Annotated in this window: 9 protein-coding genes; 4 read left to right on the forward strand and 5 right to left on the reverse strand. The window is 61.8% G+C overall.

Features of this window, described 5'->3' with window-relative positions; genetic code table 11:
• Nucleotides 1-127 precede the first annotated feature (127 nt).
• From QF092_RS13590 to QF092_RS13610, 5 genes are all read right to left on the reverse strand, one after another.
• On the reverse strand, nt 128-889 hold the full coding sequence (locus QF092_RS13590) for an ATP-binding cassette domain-containing protein (protein ID WP_281464531.1): 762 nt from the start codon (nt 887-889) through the stop codon (nt 128-130).
• Nucleotides 890-894: 5 nt separating this feature from the next.
• Entirely contained in the window at nt 895-2,007 is a 1,113-nt protein-coding gene (locus QF092_RS13595) for an ABC transporter permease (RefSeq protein ID WP_281464533.1), read from the reverse strand.
• A gap of 103 nt (nt 2,008-2,110) precedes the next feature.
• Nucleotides 2,111-3,052: a substrate-binding domain-containing protein gene (locus tag QF092_RS13600; RefSeq protein WP_281464535.1), complete on the reverse strand. Its 942-nt coding sequence runs from the start codon at nt 3,050-3,052 to the stop codon at nt 2,111-2,113.
• An 83-nt stretch (nt 3,053-3,135) separates the two neighbouring features.
• A complete protein-coding gene (locus QF092_RS13605; protein WP_281464537.1) occupies nt 3,136-3,942 on the reverse strand; it encodes a TIM barrel protein in 807 nt (268 codons plus the stop codon).
• Nucleotides 3,943-4,234: 292 nt separating this feature from the next.
• The gene (locus tag QF092_RS13610) at nt 4,235-5,266 is read right to left on the reverse strand and encodes a substrate-binding domain-containing protein (protein ID WP_281464539.1); all 1,032 of its coding nucleotides are present in this window, start codon (nt 5,264-5,266) and stop codon (nt 4,235-4,237) included.
• A 148-nt stretch (nt 5,267-5,414) separates the two neighbouring features.
• Between QF092_RS13610 and QF092_RS13615 the strand changes: the two genes are divergently transcribed.
• The 4 genes from QF092_RS13615 (at nt 5,415) to QF092_RS13630 (ending at nt 16,796) form a co-directional block, all read left to right on the forward strand.
• Nucleotides 5,415-6,509 (forward strand): fatty acid desaturase family protein, encoded by a 1,095-nt coding sequence (locus tag QF092_RS13615; RefSeq protein WP_281464541.1) that lies wholly within the window; start codon nt 5,415-5,417, stop codon nt 6,507-6,509.
• A gap of 10 nt (nt 6,510-6,519) precedes the next feature.
• Entirely contained in the window at nt 6,520-6,834 is a 315-nt protein-coding gene (locus QF092_RS13620) for a MocE family 2Fe-2S type ferredoxin (protein ID WP_281464543.1), read from the forward strand.
• On the forward strand, nt 6,834-7,634 hold the full coding sequence (locus QF092_RS13625; RefSeq protein ID WP_281464545.1) for a 3-methyl-2-oxobutanoate hydroxymethyltransferase: 801 nt from the start codon (nt 6,834-6,836) through the stop codon (nt 7,632-7,634). The genes QF092_RS13620 and QF092_RS13625 overlap by 1 nt, the downstream gene beginning before the upstream one ends.
• Before the next feature lie 744 nt (nt 7,635-8,378).
• Nucleotides 8,379-16,796 carry an Ig-like domain-containing protein gene (locus tag QF092_RS13630; RefSeq protein ID WP_281464547.1) on the forward strand — a complete coding sequence of 2,806 codons (8,418 nt, stop codon included), beginning with the start codon at nt 8,379-8,381 and terminating at the stop codon, nt 16,794-16,796.
• Nucleotides 16,797-16,909: the final 113 nt, after the last annotated feature.

Raw genomic sequence — 16,909 nt, forward strand, 5'->3', positions numbered from 1 at the left:
CCTCTTTGGCCGTGCCAAGCGATGTCGTCCTGACCCTTGTGTTCCGTTGAGGCGAAAAAGCCTGCTCTGAGCTGTGGGGTTCGGAAGATACCAGCACTGTCACCGACACGGCCTTGAAGAAACCGCGCTACGCCGCCTCCGCGCCCCCCTTCACGCCCGTGATGTAGGAAACGATATCGTTCCCGTCCGTCTCGTCCTTTCGCAGTGAAGCCACGATCCGCCCGCGCCGGAAGACCACGATCCGGTCAACCAGATCGAAGACCTGCCGCAAGTTGTGCGAAATCAGGATCAGTGGCACGCCCCGGTCCTTGAGCCCGCGGATGATGTTCTCGACCTGCGCAGTCTCTTGAACGCCCAAGGCTGCCGTCGGTTCGTCCATGATCACCAGTTTCGATGCGAAAGCTGCCGTCCGCGCGATGGACACACATTGCCGCTGACCGCCCGACATATTGCGGATCGGGTTGTCCACGTTCGGGATTTTCACCGCCGTCGTTTTCAGCGCCTCCAGCGTCCGTTCCCGCATCGCCTTGCGGTCAAGGATGGAGAAGGGCCCCAGACGAAACTTGAACAGTTCCCGCCCAAGGAACAGGTTCGAGGGCACGTCCAGATCATCGGCTAGGGCCAACGTCTGGAACACCGTCTCGATCCCCGCCTCGCGCGCCTCAAGCGGACCTGTGAAATGCACGGGACGGCCATCGAAGAGGATATCCCCGGCCGTCCGCTGTTCAACCGCTGTGACCTGGCGGACGAACGTGGATTTGCCCGCCCCGTTATCGCCCACCACGGCGACATGTTCGCCCTCATGCAGGACGAAATTCGCATCCTCCAGCGCATGCACGCCACCGTAATGCTTGGTAAGGCCCCGCGTTTCCAGAATGATCTTTGACATCCCGCTCACCCCCGTGCCCTTGCGCGTTGCCGCCACTGGTCCAGAACCACGGCGCCCACGATGATCGCGCCCTTGACCATTTCTTGGTAATAGGCATCCAGCCGGATCGACGTGAAGCCCGAGATGATCACCGAAAAGATCGCAGCGCCCAGCACTGTGCCAAGGATGGACCCGCGCCCACCAGCCAGCGACACGCCCCCGATCACCGCCATGGCGATGGCGTCCAGCTCATACATCACACCCATCCCGGCCTGGGCCGTCAGGTTCTTTGATGTCAGCAGAACCGCCGCCACCGCCGCCAGCATCCCGGCAATTGCGTAGACCAGAACCTTGTGCTGATCGACATTGATGCCCGACATCCGCGCCGCCGCCTCATTCGACCCGATGGCATAGCTGCGCTTGCCGTAAAGCGTGTATTTCATGATCAGGTGGAACAGCACGGCAAGGATGACGAAGATCACCGCCGGGTTCTGCCCCTGCCAGCTGAACAGGCCAAAAGTCAGACCTCCCAGCAAATCGCCATTGGCAAGGTTGCCATAGGTTTCGGTCGGAAAACTTACCGGTTGACCGTTCGACCACCAACGCGCCACGCCGCGCGCCGATACCATCATCCCCAGCGTGGCGATGAAGGGCGGGATGCGCGTATAGGCCACCAGCAAACCGTTCACGAGGCCGGCCAGCAACCCGCAAGCAAGTCCGACCGCGATCGGCACGATCACCGGGAGGTCCATCGCCCAGTCGCCAAAGATTGCCTTCGGGTTCGGATTGCCATTCACCATCGCCGTTTGCGCAAAGCTCATCACGATCATCGCCGTCGCCCCGACGACTGACCCCGATGACAGGTCGATCCCGCCGATGATGATGACCTGCGTCACGCCGATGGCGATGATCCCGATGATGGCCACCTGCAAGATCATGATATCCAGCCGCTGCTGGTTAAAGATCGCATCCACGTTGTCGCGCATGTTGAACAGGAAGGAACCGCCCTGCATGCGGTTCAAGACCTCGAAGATCACGACGATCAGGATCAGCGCCCCGAAGACATTCCATTCGGGCGCGCGGGTTCGTTTTGACGGATCGTATTTCAGGCCCCCAAGGCCATGGGTCGCGTCGGCCACGGCGTTCTCCCCCCGTTATGATACCTTTTCATCCTGACATATCCGGCTCAGGAATAAAGGAGGGCGGCGGTCGGACCGCCGCCCCCATCTGCCCATAAAGGGATCAGTTCTTGCTCAGATAGTTTGCGATATTGGCCGGGGTGACCAGTTCGAAGGGCACATAGACCTTCTGATCCACCGTCTCACCGGCCGCCAGCTTCACCGCTGCATCCAGCGCGCCGCCGCCCTGTGCTGCCGCGTTCTGGAACACGGTGATGTCCAACTCGCCCGCCTGCATCGAGGCCAGCGCATCCTGCGTCGCGTCCACGCCCGACACGATGACCGACGCCATGTCGATGCCCGCCGCCTTCATCGCCTGGATCGCACCAAGTGCCATCTCGTCGTTGTTGGCGAGGACGCCGTCAAAGGCGGCACCGGTCGACAGCCAGTTTGTCATCAGGTTCTGCGCCTGATCGCGCGACCAGTTGGCGGTCTGCTGGTCGATCACATTGACTTTCACGGCGCATTCGCCCGCTTCCATCACGTCATAGTAGTTCTGGGTGCGCTGCACGGCGGCTTGGTTCGACAGCTCGCCCTGCATGACATAGACGCTCACATCGGTCTTGCCCGCAGCGGCCCACTGGTTGCACTGCTCGATAAAGCCCTGACGCGAGGACTCGGATTCGTTCGACGCCACGAAGGCCTGATTGTCGGGCAGGCTGTCCACGTTGATCGGCTGGCGGTTCACATAGACAAGCGGCACGCCAGCGGCGGCTGCCGCATCGGTCATCGCCTGCGTGGCCGAGGTGTCGACCGGGTTCACGATGATCGCATCCACGCCATTGGCGATGAAGTTATTGATCTGGTCCAACTGCTTGGCAACGTCGTTCTGTGCGTCTTCAATCTGCACGGAAAGGCCCGCCGCATCGGCCTGTGCCTGGATGCCGTTGCGCAGCACGGTCAGGAAGTTGTCGTCAAACAGCGCCATCGACACGCCAATCCCGTCGGCCATGGCGGTGCTGCCCATCAGCGAGATGAAGCCCGCGGCGATCAAGGTCTTTTTCATTGGTTCTCTCCTCCACTGTCGGTGTCCGGCACACCGTTCTCCCTGCCGGACCGCCCCTGTTTTCCGGGCGGTATTTCGTCCGTTCAGGCCTCCACGCCGGAACGGATGAATTTCATCGAGGCCGCCAGCGCGGACCGCGGATTATCAAGGTCATGGACCTGTGGTGCAAAGGGTTCATAGCTGATCGGCCCTTCATATCCCGCCCGTCGCAACGCGCGGATTTGCGCCACGTTTCCCAGCACGTCATCGGCATCGACCAGCACGCGATGCGGATCGCGCATGTCGTCCAGCGGGATCATGTCCTTCACGCCGGAAACATGGACGATCCCCGTCAGATCTGGATAGATCGGCCCAAAGCCTGCCAGCGCGTGGTGGAAGGTATCATGCACCATGAAATAGGTGCCCACGCCCCCCACGGCATCGATCGCATCGGCCAGAACATCCTTGTAGCGCAGCGAGCAGACGGCAAAGCCCAAGGGCTCTACCATCGCCTTCAACCCGTGGGCGCGCAGCATTGGCAGGATCTCCCGCAGCGCGGTTTCTGTCACCTTGCGGCTTTCTCCCCCTTCCGTCGCCACGCCATCGTTCCGCGGGATCAGGCTCACGGCCTCGGCCCCCGCTGCGACCGCAACCTTCATCAGCGCGTCGGCCTCCGCCGCCTTGGCGTCGGACCAGTCGTTGAACATCTTGACTTCGGCAAGCGCGAGAAAGCGCAAACCCCGCGCCTTCACCGCCGCGCCGACCTCCGCCGGGTCGGCCCCTCCGAAGAGCGGGCCGGGCAGGTCGTTGCGATATTCGACGCCCACACAGCCAAGCCCTGCGGCAAGATCGGCAAATGCTTCCCACCCCAGCTTCGGGGCCGTCATGTGGTTCAGCGCGAAGGGCAGCATTCCGTGGTTTTCCTCGATCACAGGCAGTGCGCCTAACGGCCTCACTGTCTTCCCGACCCCAGAATAATGGAATTTTCATTCCACAAAAGAGAATTTTTGACGATCCCGTTCCTTGGGAAAAGATCGCTTGGCATTCTGGCAGAAAATGACGAATTTTCGTCAAGCCCGCGCATTTTGCATCGCGACCAAGGCTGGACGGGACCGTTCGCTGCGTGCCCACAGTTTGCTGCACAGAATGCGGCACAGAATGCGGCACAGCCGATTCTGCTCTCATCTCGGCCAGTGTTTGCTTTTAGATCGATTCCGCGACGTGCAATTGCATCGGCAGGAACACCTGCCCGGCCCCGACGTTGCCCCTGTCGCGCACCGCCCGCTGCATCAGGGCCAGCACCTCGCGGCACAGGTCGGGCAGCGGCGTCGCATCGACCATCGTTACCCAGCCTTGCGCCAGTGCCGCGCGGGACTCGGCGGTCACTTCGTTCACGACCAGCGCCACATCCCCCGGCCGACGGGATTGCTGCAAGGCGGCAATCGCCCCTTCCATACCGCCGCCTGCAACGAACATTCCGCGCAAATCGGGATGGCGGCTCAACAGGTTGAGCGTTGTCTCATAGGTCAATTGGCGCGTTTCAAGGTTCACGACCGTCTCTAGCACCTCTAGGTCAGGGCGCTCCTCGCGCAGATAGGCGCGAAAGCCCGTCTCGCGCAGATCATGCCCATGCCAACGCGCGCCCCCAACGAAAATGGCCACTTTTCCCGCGCCCTTTGCCGAAAGCGAGATCATCCAAGCCGCCGTCCGGCCGACCTTTAGGTTGTTGAGCCCGACATACCCCGCCCTTACACCTTGCGCGAAATCCGACAGGAGCGAAAAAACCGCGACACCTTCGGCCTTAAGGTCTTCTACAGCTGCCGTGATCTCTGGATGGTTCACCGCTGTTGCGGCAATCACATCGCAGCGCCCCGCCATCCCCCGGATCAAGCCCGCCACTTCGTTCGGCGATTGGCTGGCGGCGAACTCCAGAACAAGTTGCCCCTTCACCCCGGGCAATTGCGCCACCGCCGCGCGGAACTCGCGTGCCATGTTCTGATAGAACTCCTGCCCCTGCTTGTGCAGCAGCACCCCAAAGCGGATTGTCGTGACCGCCCGCGGCCCATCCCCCACCAGCCGCGCCGCCGCCGGATGCCCGATCCGCAATGCCGCCTCAAGCACCGCAGCGCGAGTCGCCGCGGCAACCGCCTCACGACCGTTCAGCAAACGGTCAACGGTCGCCACTGAAACCCCAGCCGCTGCCGCCAGTGCCGCCATGCCCGGACGCCTTGCCATGCTTCACCTGATGTTTTTTCGTCAAACGCGAGCATAACTATGACGAAAATTTTGGAACGTCCAGCTTTCCATCTTTCAACTTTCGGAACGATCATTCTACCTTGGATAAAAGCTCGCAGGCAGTGCGCTCGTTGCTGGAGGGATGGAAATGGCAAAAAGAGATTACAGCCTTCTTGGCCCGGATGGCGCCCGCGCTGTTGAAACCGGGCTGGCGGCGGCAGAGTGGTACCACACGGATATACCCCGCAAGGTAATGAAAGAATTGATGCAGCGGTCGGACGCGCCGGCCATCCGCGACACGATCCTTCTTTACGGCTGCATGGTCGCTTTCGCGGCGGGTGGCATTGCCCTGTGGGGGACGTGGTGGTGTGTGCCTTTCTGGCTGGCCTATGGGGTGCTTTACGGGTCTGCGTCGGATTCTCGTTGGCATGAATGCGGGCATGGCACGGCCTTCCGCACGCCGTGGATGAACAACGCCGTCTATGAAATCGCGTCGTTCATGATCATGCGCAATTCCGCCACATGGCGGTGGAGCCATGCCCGCCACCACACCGACACCTATATCGTGGGCCGCGACCCGGAAATCGCGATCATGCGCCCGCCCGCCTTCGTCAAGCTGATCGGCAGCTTCTTTGGCATCCCCGAGGTGATCGATTTCGTCCCCCGGATGATCCGCAACGCCTTTACTGGCCCAACGGCAGAGGAACGCACCTTCGTTCCACAATCCGAATGGGGCAAGGTGCAGCGCGTGGCACTGATCTATTGCGCGATCTATGCCGTGACCCTTGGGGTGGCGGTCTGGATGGGCTCCATCCTACCGCTTATGGTGATTGGTCTGCCGCGCATTTATGGCGCATGGCACCACGTCATGACGGGCCTGTTGCAACATGGTGGTTTGGCCGACAACGTCATTGATCATCGGTTGAACAGCCGGACGGTCTATATGAACCCGATCAGCCGCTTCATCTATTGGAACATGAACTACCATGTGGAACACCACATGTTCCCGATGGTTCCCTATCACGCGCTGCCGCGCCTGCATGAGGTCATCAAGCACGATCTGCCCGCGCCCAACCGATCCATCGCCGAAGCCTTTGCCGAGATGTGGCCTGCCCTGCGGCGGCAGCTGGCCTATGAGGATTATTTCCTGAAGCGCGATCTTCCCCCCACTGCAAAACCCTATCGCGAGGATTTTCATAGGGCCGCCCTTGGCGACCTGCCCGATGCCCTGCCTGCCGAGTAAGGAAGACACGATGCCCCAATGGATTCGCGCCTGCGCCACCGATGATGTGGACGAAGAAGACCTGATCCGCTTTGACCATGGTGGCGCCACCTATGCCATCTACCATTCCCCCGAAGGCGAGTTCTTTGCCACGGCCGGCCTTTGCACGCATGAGAATGTGCATCTCTGCGACGGGCTGGTGATGGGCCACCTGATCGAATGCCCGAAGCATAACGGCCAGTTCGATTATCGCACAGGCGAAGCGAAGCGCGCGCCCGTCTGCGTCAAGCTTCAAACCTTCCCCGTGAAGGTCGACGGTTCCGACGTCTATATCGAGGTGCCCTGATGGCTGCCCGCCTGACCGTCCGCGACCTTCTGGACCAACGCGGCAAGCACCAATTCGCGATGCTGCGTGTCGAAACGCTGGAAGAGGCCGAGGCGGCCGAAAAGGCCGGAGTGGAACTTCTCTCGGTCCCGCCTGCCATGATCATGGACCGCCGCTTTCGTGAGGTGGCACCCACCGCCTTTGCTTTTCCCGGCGACAATTTCTACGAAATCGGGGATACCGGCGATTTCCTGAAATGGGCCTTTCCGCTTTATAAGCATGGGGCGGACGGCTTCTATTGCTCTGGCTCGCTTCGGACCATCCGCGCGATGGCTGAGCATGGCCTGCCGGTCTGCGGCCATGTGGGGCTCATTCCGTCGAAACGCACTTGGACCGGTGGGTTCAAGGCGGTGGGTAAGACACTGGAAACGGCGCAACTTGTCTGGCGACAAATCAGGGCGCTGGAAGAGGCGGGTGCCTTCGCGGCTGAAATTGAGGTCGTGCCCTTTGCGATCACCAAGGCCATCGCGGAACGGACGAACCTTTTCCTGATCTCGATGGGGGCTGGCCCGGCGGGCCATGCGCAATATCTGTTCACCGATGATGTTTTGGGCCAGAACCGTGGCCATATCCCGCGCCATGCGAAGGTCTATGCCGATTTCGCAACCGAACAGGACAGGCTTCAAGCCATGCGCGTCACGGCGATGTCGGCCTTCGCGGCAGATGTCCATGGTGGGGCCTATCCGGGGCCAGAGCATCTGGTCGCCAGTGAGGCAGACGTCGTCGCCACATTTCGTGATTGGCTGGATCAGGAAGCCTGATCCCGAAGTGGCAGGAGAGGGGTCACGATCCGTCACCCTTGCCTGATCCAAGGCGCGATGGATGGGGCGGTCGGCCAATCGTATCGCACGCCGCCACTTTGACGTCAGCGATCCTGTTGCAATCGGGTGCGGACTGGCCCGTTGCCCGGATCAATGAACATGATTTCCAACCCAAGCTGGTCGTGACGGCAAGGGCCGTTCCTATGTCGTGGATCATCGAATCGGTGCCATCCAAAGGGTGTCGGCGCGAGAGTCTTTGCGTCTGACTGGGTGTCTGGTTGGTTTGATCGGCAAAACGAAAGTTTCAGACGTCTGTCGGAAACCTTTCCAGAAACGCGATGCAATCGGTCCAATCCTGGGGCCATTTCTGGCGGTGGAACACCCAAATACATTCAAAAATACGCAGATATTGGGGGATATGCCCCAAATAGGCGGGCGGGTTGGGCGAACCGGGTGAAATTACCCTGATGGTTGACCTTGCAAGACTGACTTTCGTGGCAAGCCGTGCGTCAGACCTTGGTCTGATCGAAGTCGGACCTTTTCCCCTCTGATGCCGCGACCATCGCAGATACGGCCAGAACAATCCCTGCGGTAGCCTTGCATTGTTGACGGATTGTCGTCCTGTGCCCCGCTTCAGGCCCGGCCTCTTCGCTGACCCGCCACGCAAACGTCCGGTGCAAGAAATTGCTCCGGCCCGAATGTTGTGCTGCCGCCGCGAGGCGGTGCGAGACGCGAGGACTTGTGATGACTGTTCTTTGGGGCCTTGACGGCACAGAGCCGACCCTCGTCGAAACCGGATTGAATGCGCCCACGGGTGGAGCGCTTTTTGCGGCGGCGGATAGTGGCGGGGCCGAGGTGGCCGTGGCCTATGTGAAAGACGGGCTGTTGACCGTCGAGTTCCTTGATGAGCAGGCGCAGGCATCGGCGGCGCGGCCACGCACGGTGCTTACCCCGGAAGGTTTGACGCTGAGCGAGGTAGAGGCTGCGGCATCTGGTGTGGTTGGTTTCGCAGTGGGCTGGGCGGATGCGTCCGGCGGCGATGCGATGAACGCCTCGCTCTCGGCGCAATATTTCGGGCTGTCCGGTCCATATGGCACAACGATTTCGATCGGCACGGGCCATGATCTGGAGATTGCCGGATATGAGTTGCTGGATACCGCAGGCAAGAAGCCGGTGGCTGATGGTTTCGAAGCGGCATGGATCGATGGCGGTGTGGTGAAGTTTCAGCGCTATGCCGTCTGGCTGGACCTGAAGAAGGACCCATTGGGTGCTGTTGAGCCGGTGGGCCGGGATGGCGTGTCCGGCACGCCGCGCCCCGTGTCGGACCCGAAATCTACACCGCCTGCGAACACCGACGCTGCGGCAGAGACGATCTTTTCGGCGGGTGGAGTGGCGACAGATGTGTCGCTGACCGTGACACATGATGGCGAAAGCGCGCTGGCTTGGGTCGAAACGTCGGGGCTGGGTGAGACCTCGGTCAGGTTGATGGTCCTGAACCGGGATGGATCGGCAAACGCGTCGATCCATGGCGCGGGTGGCGCGCCGGTGACGGTAGATGCGACGGATATCCCGGAGGGGGCGCATGTCGAAACGGCATGGCTTGCGGCGGGTGGTTTTGTCGTCGCGTGGTCGCAGGGCAGCGAGGTGCATGCGCGGGTCTATAGTGCCACGGGCGGGACACCCGGCACGGCGGCAACTTTTGCCGCCGGACCGGAGGTCACCTTGGTGGATGCGGGCGGAGCATTCGATGGCGCGTTCAGCCTGACCACGATGCTGGAGGATATTGGCGGGTTCACCCTTTCCTTCACCCAAGGCGCAGATGTGAAGGCGATGTCCTTCAATGCGGCGGCAGGGCCGATGGATGCGGCCCCCGTCACAATCGCCACAGCAGCGGATGGTTCCGCTATTGCGACCGCCAGCCTTGCCGGCGAACGCGTTCTGGTTCTGTCAGAGGCGGGCGGCGGCATCCAATCGGCCATCATCGATCCGCGCGGTGCGGCGGGGGTTGTGCTGAATGGGGCCGATGCGCCCGGCAAGCCCATAGCGGATATCCTTGTCGGCACGGTTGGTGCCGATACGATCGACGGCGGGGCGAGCGACGATATCCTTGACGGTGGGATGGGGGATGACCTGATCCTTGCCGGAGAGGGCAATGACGTGATCGATGGCGGTGGCGGTATCGATACGGTGGTCCTGTCAGGTAACCGGGCGGATTATGAACTGACTGATCTGGGGACCGGTCTGTTTCGGATCGTAGACGGGCGCGGGATTGACGGTGATGATCTGCTGCGTCGGGTCGAGGTGCTGCAATTCGCGGATGACGTCGTCGATCTTGGCGGGGCTGTGGGCGAGGGCCCCTATGTCACCCCGACAGCGTGGGGCCTGACCGATGCGGATGCCGATCTTCTGCCCGCGACAGAACGGACGCCCGATGTCGATGGCTTCATCGTCAACAGCGATGCTGCGGCGGATCGAGCGGGATTGCAGTCTGCCCCGGTGGTGTCGGACAACGTGGGTGAGTTCGTCGCCATCCTATGGGAGACGGAGACCGCCGAAGGGTCGCGCATCCGGGCAAGTTTCTACAATGTGCTAGGTGAACCCGATACAGAGACCCCGTTGCCGGATACGATTTATCTGACAGATGGTCTTGGGGTCGAACGCAAGCCTGTTGTCGCGGGCGGAGGTGGGGCTTCGGGATGGGGATTTGTCTTTTCCGAAGTGCAGCCGGAAGGGCATGAAATCCTGAAGACCAATTTCCTTGGGATTGGACTGACGGGGACGGAACAAGCTGTCGATCCCGAGACAGGGATGCATTTCCATGATGCATCGGTTTTCGGGTCTTTCCTTGATCGGCGGCTGGTCGATGGCGTTGTGGTTGATGCACGACCTGCCGCCATGAATGACGGCTATAATGTCGCCTATCTTGCCAGCGCCATCGCGCCGGATGGCAGTTTCGATCCGGTCTATGGCGAGGTTCGCCTTCAGCGTTTCGAAGTGCCGCTAAGCCCTGCGGGAGAGCCGGGAACGCCTGTTGCAGGCGGCATCGACGGCATGGCGGGTATCCGCGATGGCAGCGTGATCGATGCCTCTGACGATGCGCCCTACGTTTTGGCTGCCAGTGGGCGCAGCCCGTCTGTCACCGCGCTGCATACGTTCGAGACGGTCGTCGTCTGGATCGAAAGCGTGGAGGGTGTGGAACGTGTCGCGGGCACGGCGATTGACGACATGGGCGGGATCATCCCGGTCGATATGTCCAATATCTCGGCGGGGGATGCGCTTGTGGCTGAGGCGGGGGTCACCGTCGTCTCGGCTGGGGCTGTGAATGCGGCCGTCGTCTGGGTGGCGATGGTGGACGGCCAACCCTTGCTGCGTGCGACCATGTATTCGTCGCCCGGCACAGGTTTTGACGGGCAGGGCTTTGACCTTGGGGCTCCGGGTGTCCCCTTCACGCTTATGGACCTTCCCGCGGGTATCGATCTGGCATCGATCCGGGTGACGGGCATCAGCGGCGAAGATAGCAATGATATCGTTGTGCAGTGGGAAACCGGGACGGGCGATGGGCGGGATATTTTTGCCCGCCATTTCCAAGTCACGCTTGACCCGGCGACGGGCGTGGCGCTGGCCATGCGGCCCGACGGGGATTCGGTGCAGGTCCATGCCCTGCAGGAGGGTGAGCAAGGGCAGGGCAGCGTGGCGGGCCTTCTGGGCGACCGTTTCATCTCGGTCTGGACAGAGAAGAACCCGGCAATCGCCGAAGGCGGGGCTGATATTGTCGCGCGCATCTTCGATACACGGTCCCCGGGGCAAGAGATCACCGGCGACCTGATCGCCGGGGATGGCCAGCCCAAGGCGCGGCGCGACATTCTTGTGGGCACCATCGGCGACGACACGATCCGTGGCGATATCTCGGACGCTGACGGGCTGGTTGACCAGTTGTTCGGCGGAATGGGTGACGATGTTCTGATCGGCGGGCCGGGGATCAAAGGGGCGGCAGGGTCGCCCGAACTGATCGATGGCGGCTTGGGTCGGGATACGGCGGTCTATTCCGGCAATCTGGCGGATTACACGATCACCGCGATCTTTGATCCTTCGGCTGGAGCGGGATTTGAGATCCGCGACAATCGGCCAGAGCAGGACGCGAATGGCGATCCGGTCCAGAATGACGGGATCGACAATGTCTTTGGCGTCGAGGTGCTGCAATTCGCCGATGTCACTTTGGAAGTGGCCGAGGATGTTTATGCGCCTCAGGCACCGGAACCGCTGGCAGGGTGGGATGGCACGCCGACGCCTTGGTCACTGACCGATGAGGGGGTGTCGAAGACCATCGATCTTGGCACCCCGGCTGTTGAAAGCGGGATCGTGGTGACGAACCTTCAGGACGACGCAGCGATGCTGTGGGTGGCCGATGGCACCCGCCTGATGGCCGTGCGGCAGGATATCACCGGGGTGGTCGATCCGCTTTGGTCGCTGCCCGGTGGGCCTGCGGGTGCGATCGAGATGACGGATGGCCGTTTCGCCGGAAATGCTGTGTCGCAGGCGGCCGTTGGCATGGCCGGCGGGCTTGGCTTGATTGGAGCGTGGACCTCGACCGATGTAGGGGGGGAAAGCGCCATCCACCTGCGCTATGGCAGCACGGCGACCGACACGCCCTTTAACAACGGCGCTGCGGGCTATCCCGCCTATGGTTTTGCCGGAGGCGAGATTGTGGTGATTGGATCGGAAGGCGGCAGCAACGCCTCGGTCAAGGGATACGAAATCGTGGATGCCAACAATTCCACGGTCGAAATTGGTTTCCATGTGGCTTTCGTTGTGGGTGGAGAGATCCGCCTCGCGCGGTATGAAATCCCGGTCTATGACGTCGACCCGGTAACGGGGGCACGGATTGCTGCATCGACCTCTGATAGTTTCGGCAGGGGTGCCGAGACGGAGCCGCGCCTTCTGAACGTGGATGGCACGCGCGCCTTTGATGACCTTGGCGCGCAGGTGGATGCCGGGGCGGATGCGGTGCGGGTGATGGGTGTGGGCGCGCAGCCGACACTGGCCACGCTGCATGATGGCGAATTGGTGCTGGCGCATGTCGATGCGACCGGCCAGTTGGCGGTTCAGGTGATCGAGCTTGTCACGGATGCCGGAGCAGATCGCGGTGGCGCGGCGGGAAGCGTGACGACCTATGATTATGCTGGGGCCGAGAGCTTTGCCTTCGGAGCTGGGGTCGGACAGGGCATGGTCGTGGCGCAGCAGAACGGCAGCTTTGCCGTGTTCTGGACGGAAGGCGCAGGCGAGCAGGTGGTGAAGGCCGTGATCTTCACCGGGGCTGTCCCGTCGGCGGAACTGGTTCTTGGCAGCATCCCAGCGGGGGCCACCCTTCAAGTCGCGGCGTCGGGTGTAGATCCGATCACGGGGGCCGAAGACGGCTTTGTCTGGTTCTGGCAGGACGGTGACGCGATCGGTGGCCAGCGCATCGACATGCAGGGCGCTGCCGTCGGGTCCGTTTTTGCGGTGGATGCCGGGGGTAGCCATGCCGCCTTTTCAGCTGCGGGGATCGACAATGGTCTGTTGATCCTCGGCCATGACAGCGGCGATGGCGATGTCGGGATCAACTACCTTGATACCCGTCAGCCGGGCCTTGCGAGCCTTGGTCCACGGACCGGCGCACCGCGCGATGTGGCGGTGGGCACGACGGGCGATGACGCGATGGACGGGCGTGCGAAGGACGACATGCTGTTCGCGGGTCTTGGCGATGATGTCATCACGCTGGGCGTCGGAAATGACCGGGGCGATGGTGGTGCCGGGGATGATACGATCCTTGGTGGTGACGGTCAGGATGTGCTGAATGGCGGTGCAGGGAATGATCTTCTTTTGCCGGGACTGCACGGACCGGAAACGCCCGCGCTGAACCGCGATCTCAACGACGGGCTTACGGCCAATGGTGTTTCGGCTGCGATCATCGCGTCCAACACCGGGGCCGATCTGGTCTCCGGTGGGGATGGGGTGGATACGCTATCCTTCCGTCAGGAATGGTCTGCGGTGCGGGTCGATCTGGAGGCAGGGCTGATGTTCCGTCGTGGCGGCGATGGACAAGGGCTTCCGCAATTCACAGATGGGGGCGTGACGGCATCTTGGGCGCTGGGCGCGGTGATCGGGGCGGTGACGCCCGATCTGGACCCGGCGGTGCCTGCAACATTTACCTTCACCCATGACATCGAGAATATCGAAGGCAGCCGTGCGAATGACGCCTTGCTGGGCGATGGTGGGGCAAACCGCATCACCACGGGCGGCGGGGATGATTTCGTTGATGGACGTGGCGGCGTGGATGCGGTGGTCCTGCAGGGGGAGGCGATGGAATATTTCCTTGCCCTTCAGCCTGATGGCAGCGTCGCCGCCTTGCGCTTTGTGCCAGTGTCGCTGCTTCAGCCGGATGGGATGGAATATGTCCGCCTTTTCGGGGTGGAATTCCTGCAATTTGCCGACCGGATGATCCGCGTGATCGACATCCCGGCCCAGATGGTAACGGGTGACGTTCTGCCGGATGCGGCGACCGTTCCGCTAGCCGCGCCCGATGGTGTGACGATGAGCGAGGATGGCAGCGTGACCATCGACGTTCTGGCCAATGACCTACCCGGAACGGGGGGCGGCCCCTTGTCCGTGACAGCGGTGGATGGCCAGCCCACTACTCCGGGCGCAACGGTCGCTGTGGCCAATGGCCTTGTCACGCTGAACGCCGATGCGACGCTGCACTTTGTGCCGGCCGCGGATTTCAACGGGACCGTGGCCTTTACCTATACCGTCGCTGATGCGGCAGGGCAGACGGCAGAGGGCACGGTAGACATAACGGTATCCCCGATACCTGATGCGCCGCGGCCTGCGGCAGATGCCTTTGTTGCAACGGCGGGTAGCATCGCACTCCTTGATGTGCTGGCAAATGATGTGAACCCGGACGCGCCGGCCCCCCTTACATTGCAGGATGTGGCAGTCATCGACGGGTCTGCGACGGCTGAAGTGGTTGATAACGTGATCTCTTTCAACGCGGCGGCGGCGGGGCTTGTTCGGCTGCGCTATACTGTGGCCTTGGGGGAAGAAACCGCCACGGCAGAGGTGACGGTCGACGTCGGTGCCAACATAAATGCCGTGCCGGAACTGACCGGGGACTTCGCGGCACTTGTCGATGAGGGCGGCAGCTATGCCCTGACAGAGGCCGATCTTGGCGCGACAGATGCGGATGGCGATCCCGTGACCTTCCGGCTGTCTGGGGTCACGAATGGCAGCGTTCTGGTGAACGGGGTAGCGGCGACATCCTTTGTCGCAGGGGACGCGGTGGCGTTCCAGCATGATGGTTCGGAAACAACTTTGGGAGGGTTCGACGTGGTGGCAAGCGATGGAAAGGCCGAGACAGCGGTCCAACGTTTCAGCGTGGCCGTCACACCGGTGAATGACGCGCCGATCCTTACCGGGGCAGGCGCGCCCGTTACCTATGTGGAAAATGCCGCCTCGCTTCTCATCGTTCCGAATCTCACCTTGGCCGATCCAGATGGCACCACGCTGCATTCAGCCAAGGTGGTGATCGCATCTCCCTTGCCCGAGGACCGTCTTGTCGTTGCCAATTGGCGGCCCGAGAACGGGCAGACCACCACCATGGGCAACATCACGCTGCAATATACCAATGGTGTGCTGCTTCTGGCCGGGATGGCGTCTTTGGCCGAATATCAGGGTGTGCTGCGCATGGTGGGCTATGCCAATGCCAGCGACCGCCCCGACAACACGCAACGTAGTATCACCGTGACGGTAAATGACGGAAGCAGCCAGAATGCCGAAGGTAGCGTGGCCGCCACGGTCGATATTGTGCCGCAGGACGATGCGGCCAGCGGCTGGGTTGCCCTTATTGGCGGGGACGGGGCTGGGGCGCGGGCGATCCTGACGGCGGATGCCAATCTGATCGATGTCGATCTGGCAGGACCGCTGGCACCAAGCTTTGTCTGGTCTTCCTCGGCAACGCTGGGCGGGGTGCAGTCAGATATCGGGAGCGGGGCTTCTCTGACCCTGCCCAACGATACAGCGCCGCGCTACGTTACGGTGGATGGGGTCTATGAGGATGAATTCGGCACCCATCGGATCGACGGGACCGGGGTCGCACTGGTTGGAACCGCGCGGGCGGATATCCTTTCGACTGAAGGGGTGGACATTGTCCTTGGCCTTGGCGGCAACGACCGGATTGTGCTTGCGCCAAACAGTGCGCCGGACTTGATTGTGGACGGCGGCGCAGGCCGGGATACGCTGGTCGTCGGGGAAGGTGTTGCTGAATATCGCCCCGCCGATGATGCGGCGCTGGTCCGTGTTGAAGCGGTGGTGATCGAGAATGTTGCAGGCGCGCAGGTCGATCTGTCATCCCAGAGCGAAGACTTCAGGATCACCGGTGGCACCGGCGCGGATACGATCACGGGCGGTCTTGGTGCGGACCGGATCGCCGGTGGCGATGGCGATGACCTGTTCCTTGGCTTTGAGGGGGATGGGTCGGACGCTTGGATCGGTGGCGCGGGCAGCGATACGATTTCCTTCGATGGCGTTGAGGCGGCGGTCAACATCAACCTCGTGGCGCGGACGGCGCAGGGATCGACGATTGGGTTAGACACGCTGAGTTCTATCGAAAATGCAGTCGGCGGCGCTGGCGCGGATACCGTCATCGGCAATGGTGCAGCAAACCGACTTGAGGGTGGCGATGGCGACGACTTGATCCGGGGCGGCGGAGGTGCCGATACGATCAAGGGCGGCGACGGCAATGACCGCATCTTCGGAGATGGCGGTTTGGACGTGCTGACCGGGGGAGAGGGCGAGGATACCTTCTGCTTCTCGGGCCCCGGCGGTGGGACGGATATCATCACCGACTTCCAGCCCGGTGACAGGCTGGAGATCACGGCATCCACCTTCCTTCGCGGCTTGACGAATGAGCAGATTTCCAGCGGATCATGGTTCTTCAAAGGGGTTGCGGCGGATGATCTGGACGACCGTCTGATCTATGATCGGGACAGCGGCTATCTGATCTATGACAGCAATGGAAACCGCGATGGCGGGACCATTGTGCAGATCGCCCGTTTTGATTCCGACGACGATCTGTCGAACGGGTTCAATGGCTGCGATCTGGACTGGCTGGATTTCATCATCACTTGATCCCTGCCGTTTTGGCGAAAGAGGGGCGGACCACCATGCAGTGGGCCGCCTCTTTTGTTTTGGACATGGCATTGAAACGAGATTGACGACTTTGGAACGTGACAGTATGAAAT

Source organism: Fuscovulum ytuae (genome assembly GCF_029953595.1).
Classification (GTDB): domain Bacteria; phylum Pseudomonadota; class Alphaproteobacteria; order Rhodobacterales; family Rhodobacteraceae; genus Paragemmobacter; species Paragemmobacter ytuae.